The sequence below is a fragment of the Haloferax sp. S1W genome, assembly GCF_044593955.1.
GTDB lineage: Archaea > Halobacteriota > Halobacteria > Halobacteriales > Haloferacaceae > Haloferax.
In genome coordinates, this window is record NZ_CP172595.1 from 783,823 (window position 1) to 802,442 (window position 18,620).

At 59.2% G+C, this 18,620-nt stretch carries 15 protein-coding genes; 10 read left to right on the top strand and 5 right to left on the bottom strand.

All coding sequences use genetic code 11. The features are described 5' to 3' along the window. Positions 1 to 1,061 precede the first annotated feature (1,061 nt). Positions 1,062 to 4,970, top strand: coding sequence for an Eco57I restriction-modification methylase domain-containing protein (locus ACH9L7_RS04195; RefSeq protein WP_396612482.1), 3,909 nt, complete (start codon positions 1,062 to 1,064; stop codon positions 4,968 to 4,970). Between the two features lie 463 nt (positions 4,971 to 5,433). Next, the gene (locus ACH9L7_RS04200; RefSeq protein WP_396612483.1) at positions 5,434 to 5,637 is read left to right on the top strand and encodes a hypothetical protein; all 204 of its coding nucleotides are present in this window, start codon (positions 5,434 to 5,436) and stop codon (positions 5,635 to 5,637) included. Between the two features lie 117 nt (positions 5,638 to 5,754). Here ACH9L7_RS04200 and ACH9L7_RS04205 read toward each other — a convergent pair whose 3' ends face one another. Beyond that, positions 5,755 to 6,420 (bottom strand): SHOCT domain-containing protein, encoded by a 666-nt coding sequence (locus ACH9L7_RS04205; RefSeq protein ID WP_396612484.1) that lies wholly within the window; start codon positions 6,418 to 6,420, stop codon positions 5,755 to 5,757. A gap of 775 nt (positions 6,421 to 7,195) precedes the next feature. On the opposite strand from ACH9L7_RS04205, the gene ACH9L7_RS04210 reads away from it, so the two are divergent. The 7 genes from ACH9L7_RS04210 (at position 7,196) to ACH9L7_RS04240 (ending at position 12,363) form a co-directional block, all read left to right on the top strand. Next, complete coding sequence (locus tag ACH9L7_RS04210) at positions 7,196 to 7,642, top strand: universal stress protein (protein WP_396612485.1); 447 nt, start codon at positions 7,196 to 7,198, stop codon at positions 7,640 to 7,642. Positions 7,643 to 7,871: 229 nt separating this feature from the next. Then, positions 7,872 to 8,198, top strand: a complete 327-nt coding sequence (locus tag ACH9L7_RS04215; RefSeq protein WP_396612486.1) for a hypothetical protein — start codon at positions 7,872 to 7,874, stop codon at positions 8,196 to 8,198. A gap of 198 nt (positions 8,199 to 8,396) precedes the next feature. Further along, positions 8,397 to 8,759 carry a group 1 truncated hemoglobin gene (locus tag ACH9L7_RS04220; RefSeq protein WP_396612487.1) on the top strand — a complete coding sequence of 121 codons (363 nt, stop codon included), beginning with the start codon at positions 8,397 to 8,399 and terminating at the stop codon, positions 8,757 to 8,759. A gap of 77 nt (positions 8,760 to 8,836) precedes the next feature. Next, complete coding sequence (gene dacZ / locus ACH9L7_RS04225) at positions 8,837 to 9,646, top strand: diadenylate cyclase (RefSeq protein WP_396612488.1); 810 nt, start codon at positions 8,837 to 8,839, stop codon at positions 9,644 to 9,646. 1 nt (position 9,647) lies between these two features. Beyond that, entirely contained in the window at positions 9,648 to 10,460 is an 813-nt protein-coding gene (locus tag ACH9L7_RS04230) for a mechanosensitive ion channel domain-containing protein (RefSeq protein WP_396612489.1), read from the top strand. A 94-nt stretch (positions 10,461 to 10,554) separates the two neighbouring features. Then, entirely contained in the window at positions 10,555 to 11,262 is a 708-nt protein-coding gene (locus ACH9L7_RS04235; RefSeq protein WP_396612490.1) for a hypothetical protein, read from the top strand. A 69-nt stretch (positions 11,263 to 11,331) separates the two neighbouring features. After that, complete coding sequence (locus tag ACH9L7_RS04240; RefSeq protein WP_396612491.1) at positions 11,332 to 12,363, top strand: ATP-binding protein; 1,032 nt, start codon at positions 11,332 to 11,334, stop codon at positions 12,361 to 12,363. A gap of 27 nt (positions 12,364 to 12,390) precedes the next feature. Here the strand turns inward: ACH9L7_RS04240 and ACH9L7_RS04245 are convergent, their stop codons facing one another. Both ACH9L7_RS04245 and purD read right to left on the bottom strand, forming a co-directional pair. Beyond that, a complete protein-coding gene (locus tag ACH9L7_RS04245; RefSeq protein WP_396612492.1) occupies positions 12,391 to 12,900 on the bottom strand; it encodes an acyltransferase in 510 nt (169 codons plus the stop codon). Between the two features lie 72 nt (positions 12,901 to 12,972). Beyond that, a complete protein-coding gene (gene purD / locus ACH9L7_RS04250) occupies positions 12,973 to 14,259 on the bottom strand; it encodes a phosphoribosylamine--glycine ligase (RefSeq protein ID WP_396612493.1) in 1,287 nt (428 codons plus the stop codon). Between the two features lie 190 nt (positions 14,260 to 14,449). On the opposite strand from purD, the gene ACH9L7_RS04255 reads away from it, so the two are divergent. Further along, positions 14,450 to 16,558 (top strand): thioredoxin domain-containing protein, encoded by a 2,109-nt coding sequence (locus ACH9L7_RS04255; protein WP_396612494.1) that lies wholly within the window; start codon positions 14,450 to 14,452, stop codon positions 16,556 to 16,558. Between the two features lie 34 nt (positions 16,559 to 16,592). Here ACH9L7_RS04255 and ACH9L7_RS04260 read toward each other — a convergent pair whose 3' ends face one another. Further along, positions 16,593 to 17,333: a hypothetical protein gene (locus tag ACH9L7_RS04260; protein ID WP_396612495.1), complete on the bottom strand. Its 741-nt coding sequence runs from the start codon at positions 17,331 to 17,333 to the stop codon at positions 16,593 to 16,595. Next, positions 17,330 to 18,562, bottom strand: coding sequence for a PQQ-binding-like beta-propeller repeat protein (locus ACH9L7_RS04265; RefSeq protein ID WP_396612496.1), 1,233 nt, complete (start codon positions 18,560 to 18,562; stop codon positions 17,330 to 17,332). The genes ACH9L7_RS04260 and ACH9L7_RS04265 overlap by 4 nt, the downstream gene beginning before the upstream one ends. Between the last annotated feature and the right edge of the window lie 58 nt (positions 18,563 to 18,620).

Genomic DNA, 18,620 nt, shown 5'->3' on the forward strand with positions numbered 1-18,620 from the left:
AACCGTGACATAAATCTCAATTGCGGATATTTAATATACTATGATATTGTTTGGCCATTTGTAATATTCTACTTCATCTATGGCTTTCGCAATCACCCGCTTGTCTTGACGAACACTCGACGCTCTGTGCGGTTGCGAGAGCAATTCTTTCTCAAAATATGATGGGAACCATTCAATGTTTGTAAAAACCGATTCTGGAGTCCGTCAGGGGCCATAAAATAGATTCTGGTTGTATGGGGCCCTCACTATTTGTGCTATCTCAATCGGTCACCTCGGATTGAGAGCCATACTCGTTGTAGAAACACGCTCCAAAGACGTTCATGGAAGACGGCGTCATCGGATAGAAACACAGCAGGAAGAACAGAATATTGGTGGGTAGCCACTCGTTCATCGGATGATTACTCAAGGGGAGACTACAGAGGGGTTTACTACTAACGGGGTTCAAACCGTTCCTACCCGATGAGGCCGCTATTAGAGTACGTTAGTGTAAACACGTCCTCTAAACACGTCCTCTAAACACGTCCTCTAAACACGTCCTCTAAACACGTCCTCTAAACACGTCCTCTAAACACGTCCTCTAAACACGTCCTCTAAACACGAGGGGGTCAAGCAACAGTGGGGATACCCTACGTAGTACTACTGAGGGGATGTGTGTGACATACTTGACACACCATTTGTGGTACAAAACTCTCCAAATTGAATTGGCGATTTGTCTTGTGTTTGTGGGATTTAGGCCATGGTTGTAAATTTCTCATTTTAGGAACGTACATCGCATTTCGTGAGATTTAGCTGCGATTATCGTGCTACCTTCCATGGAGAGGGGAATTCCGTTCTGAAAAAGAGACAAATTTGTGTTAGCCAACTTCCCTGTTCTGGTCCACTCTCCCGAACGCAGTAGCCTCTATGGGAGTCTTGCACCGCCCTCATCGGATAACAGCAAGAGGCTAAACGAGAGATACAACAGTAGGGTAGCCCGAAATCAGGGCCAGTCAAGAGATTTTTCGAGTATATTTCCGTCATCTCGACTACTTTTATGATGGCCTACTGAGTTGAGGCCGATAATGGCAGACGCTTCGGTTCTTCACGACTCTCTCCAAGCCATCGCCGGTCAAGCCGATGGCGACATGAGCGAGCGTGATGTTGAAAACCTCTTTCTGGAACACGGGTTCTACGATGCACTCGACTACGAGGGCACGGGAACGGACATCCGTAGCGAGTTCACGCTTCCCGATGACCGGCGACCCGACTACATCACACTCGACTCCAACGAAGCGGTCACGGCAGTCTACGAGTTCAAGACGACCGGTCGTGACCTCCCGCCTCACGAATCGCAACTATTCCACTACATGGACTACCTCCGCTCGGAGTTCGGAGTGCTGACCAACGGGGAACAACTGCGTCTCTACCGTCGGGGACAGGATTCCCCAATTCTGATTGTCTCTCTCGACTCGGCGACAGAAAGTGACGCCCGAGACCTCGTTAGTTCGCTCCAGAAACGAGAGTTCGACCTCACGAACCCGGACCACGTCAATCGGTTTCTGTCCAAACTTGACCCGATTCCGCTCAACGAGGAGACCGAACTCGGACAGGCTCACTTCTTCGACACCTTCCGGCTCGAAGATGGAAGCCCCTTCGCCGACCTCGTCACGGGCATGATGGACCTGCTCCACGAACTCCGCGACGAAGAGGAGGCCAAGTTCGTCAAAGGAGCGTATGACTTCTGGGAAGCGACCTATGCGAGCGAGCCGGACGAGGTCCCCGCCTCTTGGGACCCGTTCATCGACGGGAAGCAGTCCCTACGTGACTTCATGTTTTGCTTGGAAAGCGGTCACGCCGTCCTCGCACGGTTGCTTTTGGCGAAAGCGACCGAGGACCACCAGTTTTTCGCGGGTACGGGTTACGACGGGATGGAGGACTACTTCCGTGGACTACAGGGATTCAGCGACTCAATCAACCTCGACGCGTTCCCGGTCGCCGCGGACAACCTCATTGACGACATGCAGGAGCAGTTGGTCGAAGGACTATTCCAAGACGACATCTTCGTGTGGTGGACCGACGGCTACGCGGAACAACTCTCCCGGTTGCACGAGTCAGGGGCGAATCAATTCAAGGCCGTGGCCGAGGGGACGGGGTCGGTCGAACGAATTAGCGCGGCCACTCGGGACCGATTCAGTCGGGCGGTCGCCGAAGTGTTCCTCAACATCCTTCGGTTCGATTTCTCTCACGTCGAAGGCGACCTGCTCGGCGACCTCTACCAGCGGTACTTCGACCCGGAGACGCGGAAGGCACTCGGGGAATTCTACACGCCGCAACCGGTCGTTGACTACATCATGGACGGCGTCGGCTACGACCACGGCGTCTCGAACAGACGACTCATCGACCCTTCCTGTGGGTCCGGGACGTTCCTCGTTGAAGCCGTCGAGCGGTACATCGCCGACGTTGAACGCTACGAGGACGACCCCGACTGGCAGGACAAACTTCGCGACCTCTGTACCCGTCCGCGCATTGTCGGTCTCGACATCCACCCGTTCGCCGTGCTGATGGCACAGATTCGGTTCGTCGTCGCCATCCTCCCCGCCTATCGAAAAGCGAAGCAGGCGAACCCCAACTTCACTATCCGAAGGCTTCCGATTTACCGGACAGATTCCCTTCGGAACGAGCGCAAACTCTCTGGGGTGGATTTAGGGACCGTCGATGCGGAGACGTGGCAGTCGCCCCTCGATGCGTGGGACGAGGACGAGAAGGAGGTCAAAGTCCCGGTCCCGCTCCCGGTCGAAGTGGACGAGGAAGACGGGGTCGAAACCGAGGACGGCTTCCTCGTTCGCCGCGTCCGTATGCCGCTCTACACGACGATTCGAGCGGAGACGAGCGTCAAGAACTTCGGGGAGTATTTCGCCGCCCTGCAAGGGGTGCTGGACACCGTCAAAGACCACATGGCCCAGTTCGGTGATACCTCCGACTGGGATTGGACCTACGGCGGCGGCCTCGAAACTCGAATCAACCGGTACACGTCACAAGAGTACGACGGCTTGGAGGAGTTCTTCGAGGAGTACGTCAACGACATGCTGGAGAACGTCCGCTACCTAAAAGAGGAACACAACGACGGACGGCTGTTCAAGATGTTCGAGGACACCGTATTGGCTCTTGTCGTCAAGAACTACATGGAGTACGACTACGTCGTTGGCAATCCTCCGTACGTCCGTATCCAGAACCTCCCGGACAAACAGAAGGCCATGATGAGCCGTCTGTACGACGCGACGACCGGGAACTACGACATCTACTGTCCCTTCTACGAGCGTGGTCTCGACTGGCTGAGAGACGACACAGGGAAACTCGGCTTCATCACTCCGAATCAGTTCATGGTCACGGACTACGGGGAAGGGCTACGGAAGGTGATACTCAAAGACAGCCGCATCAAGGAGGTGTACGATTTCCGTGACTCCGGCGTCTTCGAGGACGCGACCAACTACCCCGCCATCGTGATTCTTGAGGACGAATCCGATGAGGCCGCCCGTGAGGAGAACCAGATTCGGTGTGTTCGGGTGAAGGCGAATACGGACGATGGTGACGACCGCCAACTGGACGAGGCCATCATCGAGTCGGTACGCGACCACCGCGGCGAGCCGGGCCACTCTGACGAGTTCATCGACGTGTTCGACTTCCCGCAGGCAGAATTAAATGAAGGGTACTGGTCGTTGATGCCGCCCGAGGAATTACAGGTCACTAAGAAGTTAGAGTCAAACAGCACCGATAGTTTTGGAGCAATAACTGATGCTATCTTTGCTGGGACACAGACGAGCGCAAACAAGGTCTATTTAGTCAAACCAGTCAACGCGAACCGAATTGAGCCAGAGGACGGTGGAGATACTGTCAGAGTTGTTCCAACAGGGGAGAATCGAGAATACGAAATTGAGACAGACCTACTCTGTCCGTGGTTAAAAGGCAAGGACGTTGGGCGCTGGCGTGGGGAGTGGTCAGGCCTTCACGTTATTCTTCCCCACTATGTAGAAGGAGAGGGGGAAGACGCGACCACAAGGGCGTACGATGCCGAGTATTTACAAGAGGAACTTCCGCTGACGTGGGATTATTTCCAAGCACATCGGGAGAAGTTGGAAGGCCGTGAGAGTGGCCGTATGGAAGGTCGGGAAGACTGGTATGCCTTCATCTACCCAAAGAGTCACGAACGATTCGAGAAGCCGAAAATTATTGGCGCTCACATCTCGGAAAATGCTCGATTCATGATAGATAGCGAGGGGATGTGGTACTTCAAAACCGCCTATGGAATCGAGTTGGACGGCCCGTACCGTGACCTCACCGAGGAGATGGCCTGTCAACTCAACTCGAAAGCCCTCGACTTCTATTTCAAGCACATCACCACGGTCAAGATGGGTGGATTCTACGAGTACCGTTCGCAGTACGTCGAAAAACTACCCTGTGTGACCGACGACACCGCGGGCGTCTTCGGACTAATGCGCGAGACAGCCGGGGAGATTGTGGACACCATCGACCTCGACAGCAAGACCGACCGTTTTCCGGAGGCGTACCTCGGAGACTACGACGGCGAATTCAACTACATCACCTACGAGTGGCAGACTCGTCGCTACCCGGTGAGCGCCGACGTGCAGGGGGACGATGAAGGCGACTTCACGGTACAGGCCGGACGCTCCGACACCATCAACGACCCCGCGATGTACTCCGATGACTGCGAGGCACGAAAGATGCGCGCGCAGTACGTCCACGCCGCTGTGGACGGGCGAAACGTCAAGAGTGGAGAGGAGACCACTATCCCGATACCCCGGAGTGACGCGGGTGTGGGGACGCTCCTCGACCGGCTCGAAGCAGACCGCCAGCAGGTCGAGGAGACAGACATCGAGGTGCTGGAAGCCGACATCGACGACGCCGTGTACGACCTGTTCGACCTCGATGAAGACGAGTGCGAGGTCATCGAGGAGTATCTGGACGTGTTCTGAACGGCGGCCTCATCGGTTTACTACTGCAGTTACCCCGCAAACCCTGACAAAACCGACCCATAGTTGCGCGCCGATTTACCAATTAGCGCGCTCGCAATCCCGACTCGTGTGCTAACCCCTCCCCCATCTCAGCGTCCTTCCTCTCTGCTGGCGTCTCGACTCACAGCCTCAGCGGGTTTCATCTCTGAAGCGTCGGCCAATCCGCGCGCCAATTAACGCCCATGAATTTCCAACGGTGGGAACCGGTTCCCCGTAAGGTAACTACTCAGAGGGTGTCCCCTCGGGGGGAGGTAACTCGTTCTAAACCATAGAGCAGGAACCCGATGACCCCGTTGTTTGTAGGAACGCATTACTGTGTTCTTCGTTTGAACTGTATCACGGGAAGGGTACAGAGACGCTTTGCAGAGGTCGTTCCCAAAGAATTGAAGTCCAGCATCAAGTCCTCCGACAATGAACTGAGAGCATGAAACTCACCCCGAGGGAAGTCGCGTTCCTACTGGACGAAATGCGAAACATCGAGGACGACGAAACCCGCTACTCTTCGGTCCGGAGCGAAGCCCAGCGTATTCGGAAGAAGGCCGCCGCTGTCCTTGCTGAGACTGAGGCTGACGTCGAAGCATCGTTCAAAGAGAGCGTCATTGAATTTCCCCTGCCCTCATCGGACTGAAACCGCATCAACTTCCGATGAATTTGCGTGGTTCTTCTGTGTAGAGGTAAGTAGCAAATGAGTGAGTGACGTCTGAAAACAAACCAAATTTCAATCAGTTATCGCTTCGTTGCGCAATTATATTTTTTCGAGCAACTCTTTCTTCTTTTCTTCAAAGTCTTCTTCAGTAATCACTCCCTTTATTTTCAAATCATTGAGCCGTTCGAGTGTTTCTGTGGGGTGTTCTTTTGATGGTTGGTCCTCTGTTTCTTCCGATGATTTTTGCTCCTCGGCTGGAACCTCTTTTGCAACGCCTTTGGCAGCCTTGTAATTGTCAGACACTCCTTTTGCTCCTAACACCCATCCAATCGGGGAGAGACTTGTTACCGCCGTTGTGCCCCACCATAGGCCTCCTCGCTTCTTTGGTTTCCACCCACAATTCGGGCACCGCTTAACGTCTGGTGAGACTTCTTCATGGCACTCTCGACAAACTGACTTCATAGAACTTTTGGGCGTGTTTTGTTCCTGAGCCGATTCTTGGAGTCTTTTGCTAAACCTCATGACTCCTCGTTCTGACACTCTGAAAACCATTGAAAATGCAGAGAGCATCCCAAAAACGAACACTAAAGCAAATACCCCGAATGACGGGTAAAAAAATAACGTAACGATACTCATCAAGGTGAGGGTGACACCGGCAACGACGAGAAATGAACCAATGGGCTCCGCTTTCTCCATTTTGACACCAAATGCGTTTTTAGAGTCCGAAAACTCCTCTAACGAGCCTATTTGATACTCATCATCCATGTGTACTGACACCAAAACAGTATGGTAACTTAAACTTCAGTCACGAAATCTACGACCTTTTCCGTCGTTCAATCTACTCGTTCTCTACCAACTTGTCGTGATGTCAAATCCATTGAGTGATGCCTATGTGATTGGTGAGAAGTGAAACTGCTACTGGCGCTGTCACGGAGTAGGACATTTATACATTGTCGTTTAATCATGTACTGTCGAAGTGAAAATTGGCGGGTACACGAGGGTTGGCCGTTCACGGTCGCGCCTCGCTTAGGACGCTGTGGTGTAGACCTTCGCAGGTTCGAACCCTGTCCCGCGCATTTTCTGTCCGAGCACCCGCGAACGGCGAAGCCGTGAGCGACAGTAAGGACGAAAATCGTGACAAAGGGTTCTGAACCCTCCGAGTCGCAGCGGCCGAACGAAGTGAGGCCGACCGTCTCGGTCCGGTTCGAACCCTGTCCCGCGCATACCGTCTCGAACATCGCGAGAGACGTGTCTGCGCGCCAAAGGGTTCGAATCAGGGAGCAACGCGACGCGTTGCGACCGTGGTTCGAACCCTGTCCCACGCACTCAGATCCGTTCGCTGTCTCGTGGTTTGCTTGTCGAAGCAACCATGACTGCCAATCGAAACGAACGCTGCGACATTGAGACAGTTCATTTGGTCGGCAAGGCTATCTCCTCAGATGACGTACAGGTAGTGAGTGTAGCGAAAGGCACACAGTTGACTCCAGCCAACGTGGCCTATCTCAACGGGAGTCTCTCCTTCGCTCGCAAGGAGAGAACAGTGACAGCAACACAACCGACCCAGACGCCGTTTCGAGTCCTCGTCCCACTCAGTGAGAACGAGGAAAGCGCCCGAGCCCAGGCCCGATTCATCAGCTCGCTCCCAGATGCCCCGCAGAACGTCGAAGCGACACTGACCCACGTCTTTCACGGAGAAGAACTTGGGTTGTCCAGACAACTTCGACAGACACAACGGATCGGAACCGTCTCCCACGTCAAGAAAGACCTGCTCACGAAGGGGATTTCCGTCCAAGTGATGGATTCGAGCGACCCGTACCCACCAACCAAGAGTATCTTGACCCTCGCAGATACCATCGATGCCGATCTCATCGTACTGGGTGGGGGTATGCATGGATTGCTCGATGACCTACTGACTGGCAACGTCGCAAAATCCGTCGGCAGACGGACGAACCGACCCATCGCAGTTGTCCCAGCGACCGTCACGTAGACGCGTCATTCGGCAGTCGGTCGCGGAGCGGGCAGCCGGGAATGCCAGCCCCATCTGCCAACAGCATTTTTAGCTCCCCGGACCGCCGTGGTTGTGAAGCGGGAGTGCTTCGACATAGGGACGATAGCTTCCCGCTTCGTTCCTCGTTATCACGACCGAAGTCGACGACACCCGGCGACCGACTGGAGCCAAAACACATTCGTCTGTGGCCCACCGACTGAAACGAACGATGGGTCGGACGTTCGAGATTTCGGGTACCTCGCTTAGTCTTGTGCTGTACGCGTTCCAACTGGTCGCGATTCTACTGGCTCTCGTCTTCGTCGCGTTCCCGTTCGATAATTCAGCCAACGTCGTGTTAGGACTCCTATTCGGAGTGGTCGCCCTCGCGATGGTGCTCGGAGTGTGGCGGCGGGCGACCGGACGCGATGGAGGGAGCCACCTCGGTACTGCAGCGGACATCACGTACGACCCGTTTGCGGACCCCGGGCAGGCAGCCAAAGACAGATGGGAGAAGGCAGTCCGCCGACTCCCCGGTGGTGACGACGACCGGGACTGAGCACTGCCGCCTTCTCACTCGACGTCACTGCCACTTTCTTCTCACTCGACGCCACCGCTACACAGCGTCCGGAACTCACAGCCAAACAAGTGGTATGGTAACAACCCTCGTTTAAAAACCCTGCCACGTTATTACTTAAAAGACCCCCGAATTTGTTCGGGGTCAAACTTACCGACAATATAGCCAACTCGCGAATGGATGCAACAGCAGTCCCTCTACAGTGAAATCGGCGGCCGTGAGGCTGTCGACGCAGTCGTATCGGACTTCTACGACCGAGTCCTCGCCGACGAGTCGGTTGCCCACTACTTCGAGGACACGGACATGGCGAAGCAACACGCCCATCAGGTGCAGTTTATCAGTTCTGTCGCCGGTGGTCCTGTCGAGTACGACGGCCAAGAGATGCGCGAGGCGCACACCCACCTCGACCTGACGGGCGACGACTTCGACGCCATCGCCGACCACCTCGACGCCGCACTCCGAGCCAACGATGTTTCGGAGGCAAACCGAGAGGCTATCCTCGGCGAAGTGGCCGCGCTTCGAGCGCCCATTCTCAATCAGTGAAATAGAGTCGGCAGAATCGCACGACGCGCGTCAGACACGACACAACCCTTTTTCTCACCGGGCGTGTGTCTCCACCAATGGCGGCGCTATCCGAAATATTGGACGACCTCGTGTCGGATGTCGACGGCCTGTTTCTCTTCACGCCGAGCCACTCGCACTACGAGCGGTTCGCAGAGAGCGACATCCCGACGGTCGTTATCGCTCCGGAGAACACGGTGGAGGCCGAGACGTTCGTCGAACTTCCGCTCCAATTCCAAAATGTGAAAGACCGCATCCGGTTCGGGGTCGAGGGTGCGATGGAACAGAGTATCGTCGAGGCGGGCGACGACATCGCCTGCAACGTCGGCATCTTCGGCGGCGACCCGGACTCTGTCGTCCGCGTTCGCGTCGAAGAGAACATGCGCTCGGGCATCTACGACCTCTTTGCCAACTCCCGAGCGGACCCTGGGGTCATCCGCGACGTATTCGGAGTTGCCATCGAACTCGGGAAGAAGGGCCAGAAGGGCGAACCCGTGGGCGCGCTGTTTATCGTCGGCGACGCGGGGAACGTGATGAACAAGTCCCGCCCGCTTTCGTACAACCCCTTCGAGAAGTCCCACGTCTACGTCGGCGACCCCATCGTGAACGTCATGCTCAAGGAGTTCTCGCGACTCGACGGCGCGTTCGTCATCTCCGATTCGGGGAAAATCGTCTCCGCGTACCGGTACCTCGAACCCTCCGCCGAAGGCGTGGATATCCCGAAAGGCCTCGGCGCTCGCCACATGGCCGGTGGCGCAATCACCCGCGACACGAACGCAACCGCCATCGTCCTCTCGGAGTCCGACGGACTCGTGCGTGCGTTCAAGGGTGGGAAGATGATTCTCGAAATCGACCCGGAGGACTACTGAGATGACGGGGTTAGTCGCACCCCTGCCGCTACAGTCCCTCGACAGCATCGTCACACGAATCATCCAATTAGTCGGATTGCGGTTCGTTGGTGTGCTGGCGGTTCTGCTCGTCGGACTTATCCTCTCGTACGCTGCCGGGACGGCCGTCCAGCGACTCTTGATTAGCGTTGGGCTTCCCGACGCAATCGAGGGAACGGCGTTCGAACGGGCCGCTCGTGACTTCGAAACATCGACCGTCGAAATCCTCTCGTGGCTGACGCGGTATTTCCTCCTCGGCGTCACCATCTTCGCCGCTCTCTCGTTTGCGGGCGTCAACTACGCAGACAGGTTCTGGAACCTCGTCATCGCCATCCTCCCGCAACTGTTTATCGCCATCATCGTCCTCATCACGGGTATCGTCGTCGGTGACAAGGTCGAACTCCTCGTTGCCGAGCGGTTCCGCGCGGTAAAGCTTCCGCAGGTGAACATCCTGCCGTCGCTCGCGAAGTACACCATCTTCTTCCTCGCGGCACTGGTGGCACTCTCACAGGTCGGCGTCGCAACGCTCGCGCTCGTCGTCCTCCTCGGGGGGTACCTGCTGGCGATTATCGTCTTGAGCGCCGTCGCGTTCCGCGACCTGCTTCGGTCCGGTGCGGCAGGGACGTACCTGCTCTTTACGCAACCGTACGCAATCGGCGACGAAATCGTCGTTGGGGACGTTCGCGGCGTCGTCCAGGAGTTCGACGTGTTCGTCACACGCGTCGAATCCGACGGTGAGGAGTACATCGTCCCGAACGCCCGTGTCTTCGACACCGGCGTCGGCCGAATCAGGTGACGTAACACCCCCGTCGTTCTGTCCTTTCAACTCGCTACCACAATAGTTTAGAACTGCTCCACCGATTCAGTCGTATCGGAATTTCACGAATACGATGATGGACGAACTTCCTGCTCTCGACGTGTCGCCGCCCTCTGACCGTGCACTTGACGCTGCCGAGACGCTGTTGCGCGGGTTCTATCTGCAGGATATGCGTGAGATGCACCTTTCTAACTGCGCGTTCGATGCCGCGCGGGAGGCCGCCGCCGGGGCCGAAGAGCACATGGCGCGGGCGTTCCAAATCGAATTTCCGGACTGTCCGGCGTCTCACTCCTGCCGGGCGGGGAAGTTGTTTATGCGGGCGCTTTTTCTGCAGGACGAAATCGAGAATCGGGAGACGTTCCTCGACTGCTTCGCGCACGACGTTCCGGACGATATCTTCATTTCCGACGTCCGGGGGGCGCCAAACACCTCCATCAACGACGACACCCGGTGGGCGATGGTCGAGAATATCATGAAATCGTCGTGTAACGAAATCGACCTGGACCCCGAGTTCGCGACACTTCACGTCCGATTCTGGCGGATGCACGGACAGAAACGAGATGGATGGCGTTCTATTGCCCGCCGTGCTCATCGTATCAAAGTCGCACATATGGTCCCTACTGCCGACGCTCAGACCGTCGATGCGCTCGCCCGCTATTTCGTCGCCGGTGCAGAACGACACGACGAGTGGGACCGCGAGGACGTTCAACGAGAGGTCAATTCAGTTCTCACCATCGTTGGAACGTACTATCAGGCCATCTTCGACCTGAGAGACGAGTGAGACCCCTTCGGTCATATAAATGACCGCCGAGAATAAGTACTGGTGGTGTTATCGTATCGCAGGAACAGAATGGTGGACACCAGCCCGGGGTTGTATCACGAAGTGTTCCGCAGCACGGACGTTCCGATGCTGATAGCGGACACGAGTTTCAAATTTCGGGACATCAACGATGCTGGCCTCAACCTCCTCAGCTACGACTACGATGACATTGTTGGCGAGACGGTCGGTCTCATCGCTGGTGACGAAGAGACGTACCACCAAATCGTCGAGGTACTCGCCACCGGGGAGACGTGGTCCGGCGAGTTTTCGGTTCGCCCGCAGGACGGGCGCGTCGTCTACGGAAACGGGTTTGCAACCCCAATCGTCGTCGACGACGAGGTGAGAGGGTTTCTCGCACTCTTTCTCGACAACACGAAACAACGACAGTACGAAAACGCCTCGGAGGTTCTCAATCGTCTCCTTCGACACGACCTGCGGAACGAACTGAACGTCATCTACGGATACACCCAGCAGGTTGCTGACCGAGTCGACGACGAGAAAGCACTCGAAGAACTCCAACTGGTTCAAGACCGGGTGCTCGATATCGTCCACAAATCAGAACGCGCCCGCGACCTTCGTGACCTCCTCGAACGGTCGCACGACTCGTCGAATAGACCGGTTCGTCTCGACGTGGTGCTACACAAGAAACTCGTCGACGCGATGATTGAGTATCCCGACGCGGAGTTTGTATTCAGCACCCTTCCCACACTGTCTGTCGTCGGCGACGACCTGCTCGGCGAGGCGTTCGAGTGCCTTCTCGAAAACGCCGTCGAACACAACGACAAGGAGACGCCGACCGTCGAAGTCACGGCCGAACGCGCCGGGCCGGAAGTCGTGATTCGGGTCGCCGACAACGGGCCGGGGGTCCCGGAGGACCAACGTGACCTCATCTTCGGCCGCGAGGAGTACGACCAACTCCACCACGGAACGGGTATCAGCCTCTTTTTCGCCGACAGCGTCATCTCCTCGTACAACGGCGACCTCTGGGTCGAAGACAACGACGATGGCGGGTCTATCTTCTGTCTCCGTCTGGAAGTCGCGGACGACTCGGCAGCAGAATAAGTCCGCAACCGTCGCGTTCTCCCCGACTTATTCCTCGCTCGACATCCGACGCGCCGGAACGCCTGCGACCGTCGCCCCCGGTGGCACATCGCGCGTCACGAGGGAGTTCGCGGCGACCTGCGCCCCTTCACCGATTCGGACGCCCGGGAGAATTGTCACCTTCGCGCCGATCATCGCCCGCTCGCCGACGACGACTTCTCCGGTTCGGTACTCGTCTTGGAGGAATTCGTGACACAGGATGACCGAGTCGTAGCCGATTATCGCGTGGTCTTCGACCGTCACCAGTTCCGGCCAGAACACGTCCGGTGTCGCCTCTAGCCCCCACGAGACGCCTCGCCCGACCGTGACGCCAATTTTCCGGAGTGCCCAGTTTCGAATCCGAAGCGAGGGGGCGATACGGGCGACGAGGACGAACACATAATTGAGCATCACCCGCCAGACGGGCTTTGCATCGGTCCAGTACTGAAGCGAGTTTAGTGGCCCCGGCGTTGGGTGGTGTTCGATGCGGTCGTGTCGAGGGGTGGTGTCGTCGGTCACGCCAGTCGATTCGGAGGCAGTCCTAAAAGTGGCACCGTCGTGCGTCAGAAAAATCGCGGGCCTGCGACGGAGTTACTCGCCGCGGAGGTCGGCCATGTGGTCGATGCGCTGTTGGACGAGCGCTTCGGTACCGATGTCGTGGCGGATGTGGAACCCGTCGCCAGCGGCGGCGAGGGCGTCTTCGGCGAGTTGCTCGGCTTCGGAGATGCTGTCTGCGACCCCGACGACGGCGAAGGACCGAGAGGTGGTCGTGTACAGGCCGTCGTCGCGGGCATCGACGCTCGCGTAGAAGAGGAGCGCACCGGCGTCTTCGTCCACCTCGACTTCTATCTTCGCGCCCGCCTTGGGGTCGGTCGGGTAGCCCTCGGGGACGGCGTACTTGCAGACGGTCGACTGGTCGGCGAAGTCGAGTTCCGGAAGCGACTCACCCTCGCGGGCGGCGACGAGCACGTCGAGGAACGGGGTTTCGAGGACTGGCAGCGTGTTCATCGCCTCCGGGTCGCCGAAGCGGGCGTTGAACTCGATGACCTTCGGCCCCTCGGTGGTAAGCATGAACTGGCCGTAGAGGATGCCCTTGTAGTCAGGCATCGCGTCGACGACGGCTTCGATGACCTCGACGGCGGCCTCGTAGTCGCCATCCTCCATGAACGGCAGCGACGGCGTCACGTCGGTGTAGCTACCCATACCGCCCGTGTTCGGACCCTCGTCGCCCTCGTAGGCGCGCTTGTGGTCCTGCACGGCGGGCGTGACGCGGAACTCGCCGTTTGCGACGAACGCCTGAATGGTGAATTCCTCGCCGACGAGGCGCTCTTCGAGGACGACGCGGTCATAGTCGGAGTCGCGGAGGTACTCTTTGGCCTCCTCGGGCGTCACCTGGTCGCCGATGACCTTCACGCCCTTGCCGCCGGTCAGCCCGGCAGGCTTGACCGCGAGGTCGCCATCGTACTCGTCGATGTAGTCGCAGGCGGCCTCCATGTCGTCGAACGTGGCGAAGTCGGGGTTCCCCGGGATATCCTCGTCGTGCATGAACCGCCGCTGGAACGCCTTGTCCGTCTCGATGCGGGCCTCGGCCGCCTGTGGGCCGAAGGTGTAGATTCCCGCCTCATCGAGCGCGTCAGAGACGCCCACCGCGAGTCCCGCTTCCGGGCCGACGATTGCCAGCGTCGCATCCACGGACTCGGCGTAGGCGACGATGTCGTCAGCGGCCGTCTCGGAGATGGTCTCGAACTCCTCGGCCAACTCGGCGATGCCGGGGTTTCGGTTGCTCGCACAGGCGTACAGGTCGCAGTCGGGGGCCAGCGCGCGGGCAATCGCGTGCTCGCGGCCACCGCCACCGACCAGCAGGACGGTCTCGCTCATACTCGCATACCCTGCGCACGGGAGTGTAAAGATTGCTCTTCTCTCATGATGAAATGAGCACAGACATGTATATTGGATGTGGGTGTCTCACAACGCCTCGTCGAGGCGGTGGATAGCACGAGTGGCCGCTTCCGTGTCGCAATCGGCCGCCTCCACGCCGCTTTAGTTCACGGAGTGCCGAACTCGACGTATGACCGACCCGGTGGGACGCAACCGACTCGACGAGGAGCAAAGCCCGTACCTCCGCCAGCACGCGGACAACCCCGTCAACTGGCAACCGTGGGACGAGACGGCCCTCGACGCGGCGCGTGAACAGGACAAGCCCATCTTCCTGTCTATCGGCTACTCGGCCTGTCACTGGTGTCACGTCATGGCCGACGAGAGCTTCGCCGACCCCGAAACCGCCGAGGTTCTCAACGAGCACTTCGTCCCTATCAAAGTCGACCGCGAGGAGCGACCGGACCTCGACCGCATCTATCAGACTATCTGCCAACTCGTCACCGGCGGCGGCGGATGGCCGCTTTCGGTGTGGCTGACGCCGCAGGGCAAGCCCTTCTTCGTCGGGACGTACTTCCCGCCGGAACCGCGACGTGGCGCGCCCGGATTCCGCGACATCGTCGAGAGCTTCGCCGAATCGTGGCAGACAGACCGCGACGAGATAGAAAACCGCGCCCAGCAGTGGACGAGCGCCATCCACGACCAACTCGAAGACACGCCCGACACGCCGGGTGAGGCACCCGGCTCAGAGATTCTCGACCAGACAGTCCAAGCCTCGCTTCGCGCTGCGGACCGCGACGACGGCGGATTCGGCGGCGGGCCGAAGTTCCCGCAACCCGGCCGTATCGACGCACTTCTTCGCGGCTACGCAATCACTGGCCGCCGCGAGGCGCTCGACGTTGCGGTCGAAGCCCTCGACGCGATGGCCAACGGCGGCCTGCGCGACCACCTCGGCGGCGGCTTCCACCGCTACTGCGTGGACAAAGACTGGACCGTCCCGCACTTCGAGAAGATGCTGTACGACCAGGCGGGACTCGTCCCCCGCTATCTCGACACCTACCGTCTCACCGGAACCGAAGCATACGCCGATGTCGCGGCCGAGACGTTCGAATTCGTCCGCAGGGAACTCTCCCACGACGACGGCGGCTTCTTCGCCACACTCGACGCCCAATCCGGCGGCGAAGAAGGGACCTTCTACGTCTGGACGCCCGACGAGGTTCGCAGTCTCCTTCCCGAACTCGAAGCCGACCTCTTCTGCGACCGCTACGGCGTCACGCCCGGCGGCAACTTCGAGAACAAGACGACCGTGTTGAACGTCTCGGCGACCGTCTCCGACCTCGCGGAGGAGTACGACATCCCCGAAGACGAGGTCGAAGAGCATCTCGCGGAGGCCCGAACGGCCCTCTTCGCGGCCCGTTCGGGTCGAGAGCGCCCCGCCCGCGACGAGAAAATTATCGCCGGGTGGAACGGCCTGATGATTTCGGTGTTCGCGCAGGGCGCAGTCGCGCTCGAAGATGACTCTCTCGCCGACGATGCCTACCGCGCCCTCGACTTCGTGCGCGAGCACCTCTGGGACGCAGACGCCGGACACCTCTCGCGGCGCGTGATGAACGGCGAGGTCAAAGGCGACGGCTACCTCGAAGACTACGCCTTCCTCGCCCGCGGCGCGTTCGACCTGTATCAGGCCACCGGCGACGTCGAGCCACTCGCGTTCGCACTCGACCTTTCCCGGGCGATTCACCGCGAGTTCTACGACGACGCGGCCGGGACGCTCTACTTCACGCCCGAAAGCGGTGAAGCCCTCGTGACGCGCCCGCAGGAGGCGACCGACCAATCCACGCCGTCGAGTCTCGGCGTCGCCACCTCGCTGTTCCTCGACCTCGAACACTTCGCGCCCGATGCTGGCTTCGGCGAGGCCGCTGACGCCGTCCTCGAAACCCACGCGAATCGCATCCGCGGCAGTCCGCTCGAACACGTTTCGCTCGCGCTCGCCGCCGAGAAAGCCGCCAGCGGGGTCCCAGAACTGACCGTCGCGGCCGACGAGATGCCTGCCGAGTGGCGCGAGACGCTCGCCTCACGTTACCTTCCGGGCCTCGTCGTCGCGCCCCGACCGGCCACCGACGACGAACTGGACGCGTGGCTCGACGAACTCGAACTTGACGAGGCACCGCCTATCTGGGCCGCCCGCGAAGCGGACGGGGGCGAACCGACTGTCTACGCCTGCGAGAACTTCACCTGTTCCGCACCGACCCACGATATCGACGAAGCGTTGGCGTGGTTTACGGCGGGACAGGACGTCTGAGAAGAAGGGTCGCTTCCCTCCGAGTGAACGGAGTTCAGAGGTGGTGCCCGTCGTACCGCTCTCGCAACTCCCTGACTGCTTCAGCGACACGCTCGGCACGGTCCGGGTTCACGCACGGGACTGTCTTGTCTCCGTAAGGGGTTTCGAACACCAGCGTCGTCCCGTCCTGAATACGAAGGCGGTTGGTCGTGAGCGCGGAACAGAGCGTCCGACTCGTCTTCCCGTTGAGTGACGACTCTACGATGGCTACTGTGTCGAGTCGGTAGGCGTGTTCGTCGGTCCGCCACCGTTCCCGGACCCCACTCTCGACGAATATCGCGGTTCTGTCGACCAAGGCCGACTGGATTGATTCGACCGCCTCAGTGGGCAACGGCGGGGACCCACCCGAGACCGACGATTCGTGCGGAATCGTCTTGAGCAACTCCGCGTCTTCTTCGTCGAGTAATCTGAGTCGAAACACGAAGTGCTGTCCGGCAAACGTCCGTGCCACGTCGAGCAACGCAGACAGCACGTCTGTTCCCTCCTCGTCGAGGGCGAACTGATACGTTCGGTGGTCAGGTCGCTCCGGGTTGAGGGCGTTCAGCGACGAGAGAACCGCGGCACACTGTTCGCCGCCATCGTCCTCGTCGGTCCAGTATCGGTCGAGTTCAACGCGCACGGTGCGGGCGAGGGGCAGTACTTCCGAAAAAATCGTCTCCACGTCGCGGCCGTAGTCGTCGCTATCGAGGATGTAGCACGCCGAACTGCGCTCGTCGACGGTCTCGTCACCCATCATTCGACACCGACCAGCACGCCCTGTCCTTCCGCCCGGTACGACGACAGATACACCTGATTCTCACCGGCAACGGGCGCAAAGCCCATGTTGCCGTCGAGTTCAACCGACCATCGGGGTTCGCCAGTCGCAACGTCAAGTGCGTAGGTGACGGCGGCATCGCCGCTCTGAGGGTTATCTGTCGCGGCGACCACTGAGTTCGCAGTCACCATCGGATGCGAACGAAGGTGGGTGTCGGCCTCGTACCGCCAGCGAGGTTCGCCGTCGTCGCGACCGAATGCGACCGCCTGTCTGCCGCCGGTGGCGTACACGCGCTCGTCGTCGACCGCGAGGCGGCCGAAGCGACGGCCCCCGGTCGGCTGCTCCCAGACGCGACTCCCATCGGCCATATCGAGGGCGTGAATCGCGTTCGCACCGGAGAGGTAGAGTGTCCCGTCAGCGGCGGTAATCGGATTAAAGTTCTCGCCGCGGGCGGCTTCCCACACCACGTCACCCGTGTTGAGGTCGAGCGCGGCGACGACCGACGAGTGGTCGTCTGCCGATTCGTTGTTTCCACCGTCCGGGCTGAAGACTGAGCCGACGTAGACCGTCCCATCGACGATAGTTGGCGTCGTCAAGAAGACGTGCCCCGGCTTCGAGTATCGCCACAGCTCCTCGCCCATCGTGTCGAACGCGATGACGTGGTCCTGCTGTGCGAGACAGATGACGCCGTCAGCGGCAACAACCGGGCGATTCACCGACCCACCGAGTTGCGCGTGCCACCGAATCGCTCCGGTTCGGGCGCTCACCGCATAGAGGCTGTAGTGCCCCGCGTCGCCGACGTACACCGTCCCGCGGTAGACGACTGGCGGGCATCCGGCATAGGCCCCATAGAAGTCGCCGAAGATGGTTCGCCAGCGCTGCTCTCCCGTCTCTCGGTCGAAGGCGAAGAGCGCCCCTACGGGGAACTGGTCACTCTCGTCATTGTGCACACCGGCGGAGAGGTACACAGTGTCCCCGGAAACAGCCGGTGTCATCACTGGGCCGTCGGTCTCGATGCGCCACGTCTCGGTTGGGTCGCTTACTGAGATGGAGGGCGCGAGGCGCTGATTCGCGGGCGTGGGTCCCTGTTGGGGCCAGCCTGCGTCTTCGTTAGGGAGGGGCTCGGTGTCTCGTGGGCCGCAGAGATTCGGGGCGTTACACCCCGCGAGGGCGGCGGCACCGAGCGACGCGAGGACCTGTCGTCGTCTCATCTGGTCGGCGTACTCGGCCGTCTCGTATCAGTCCTCCGACACCGTGAAACAGAAACGA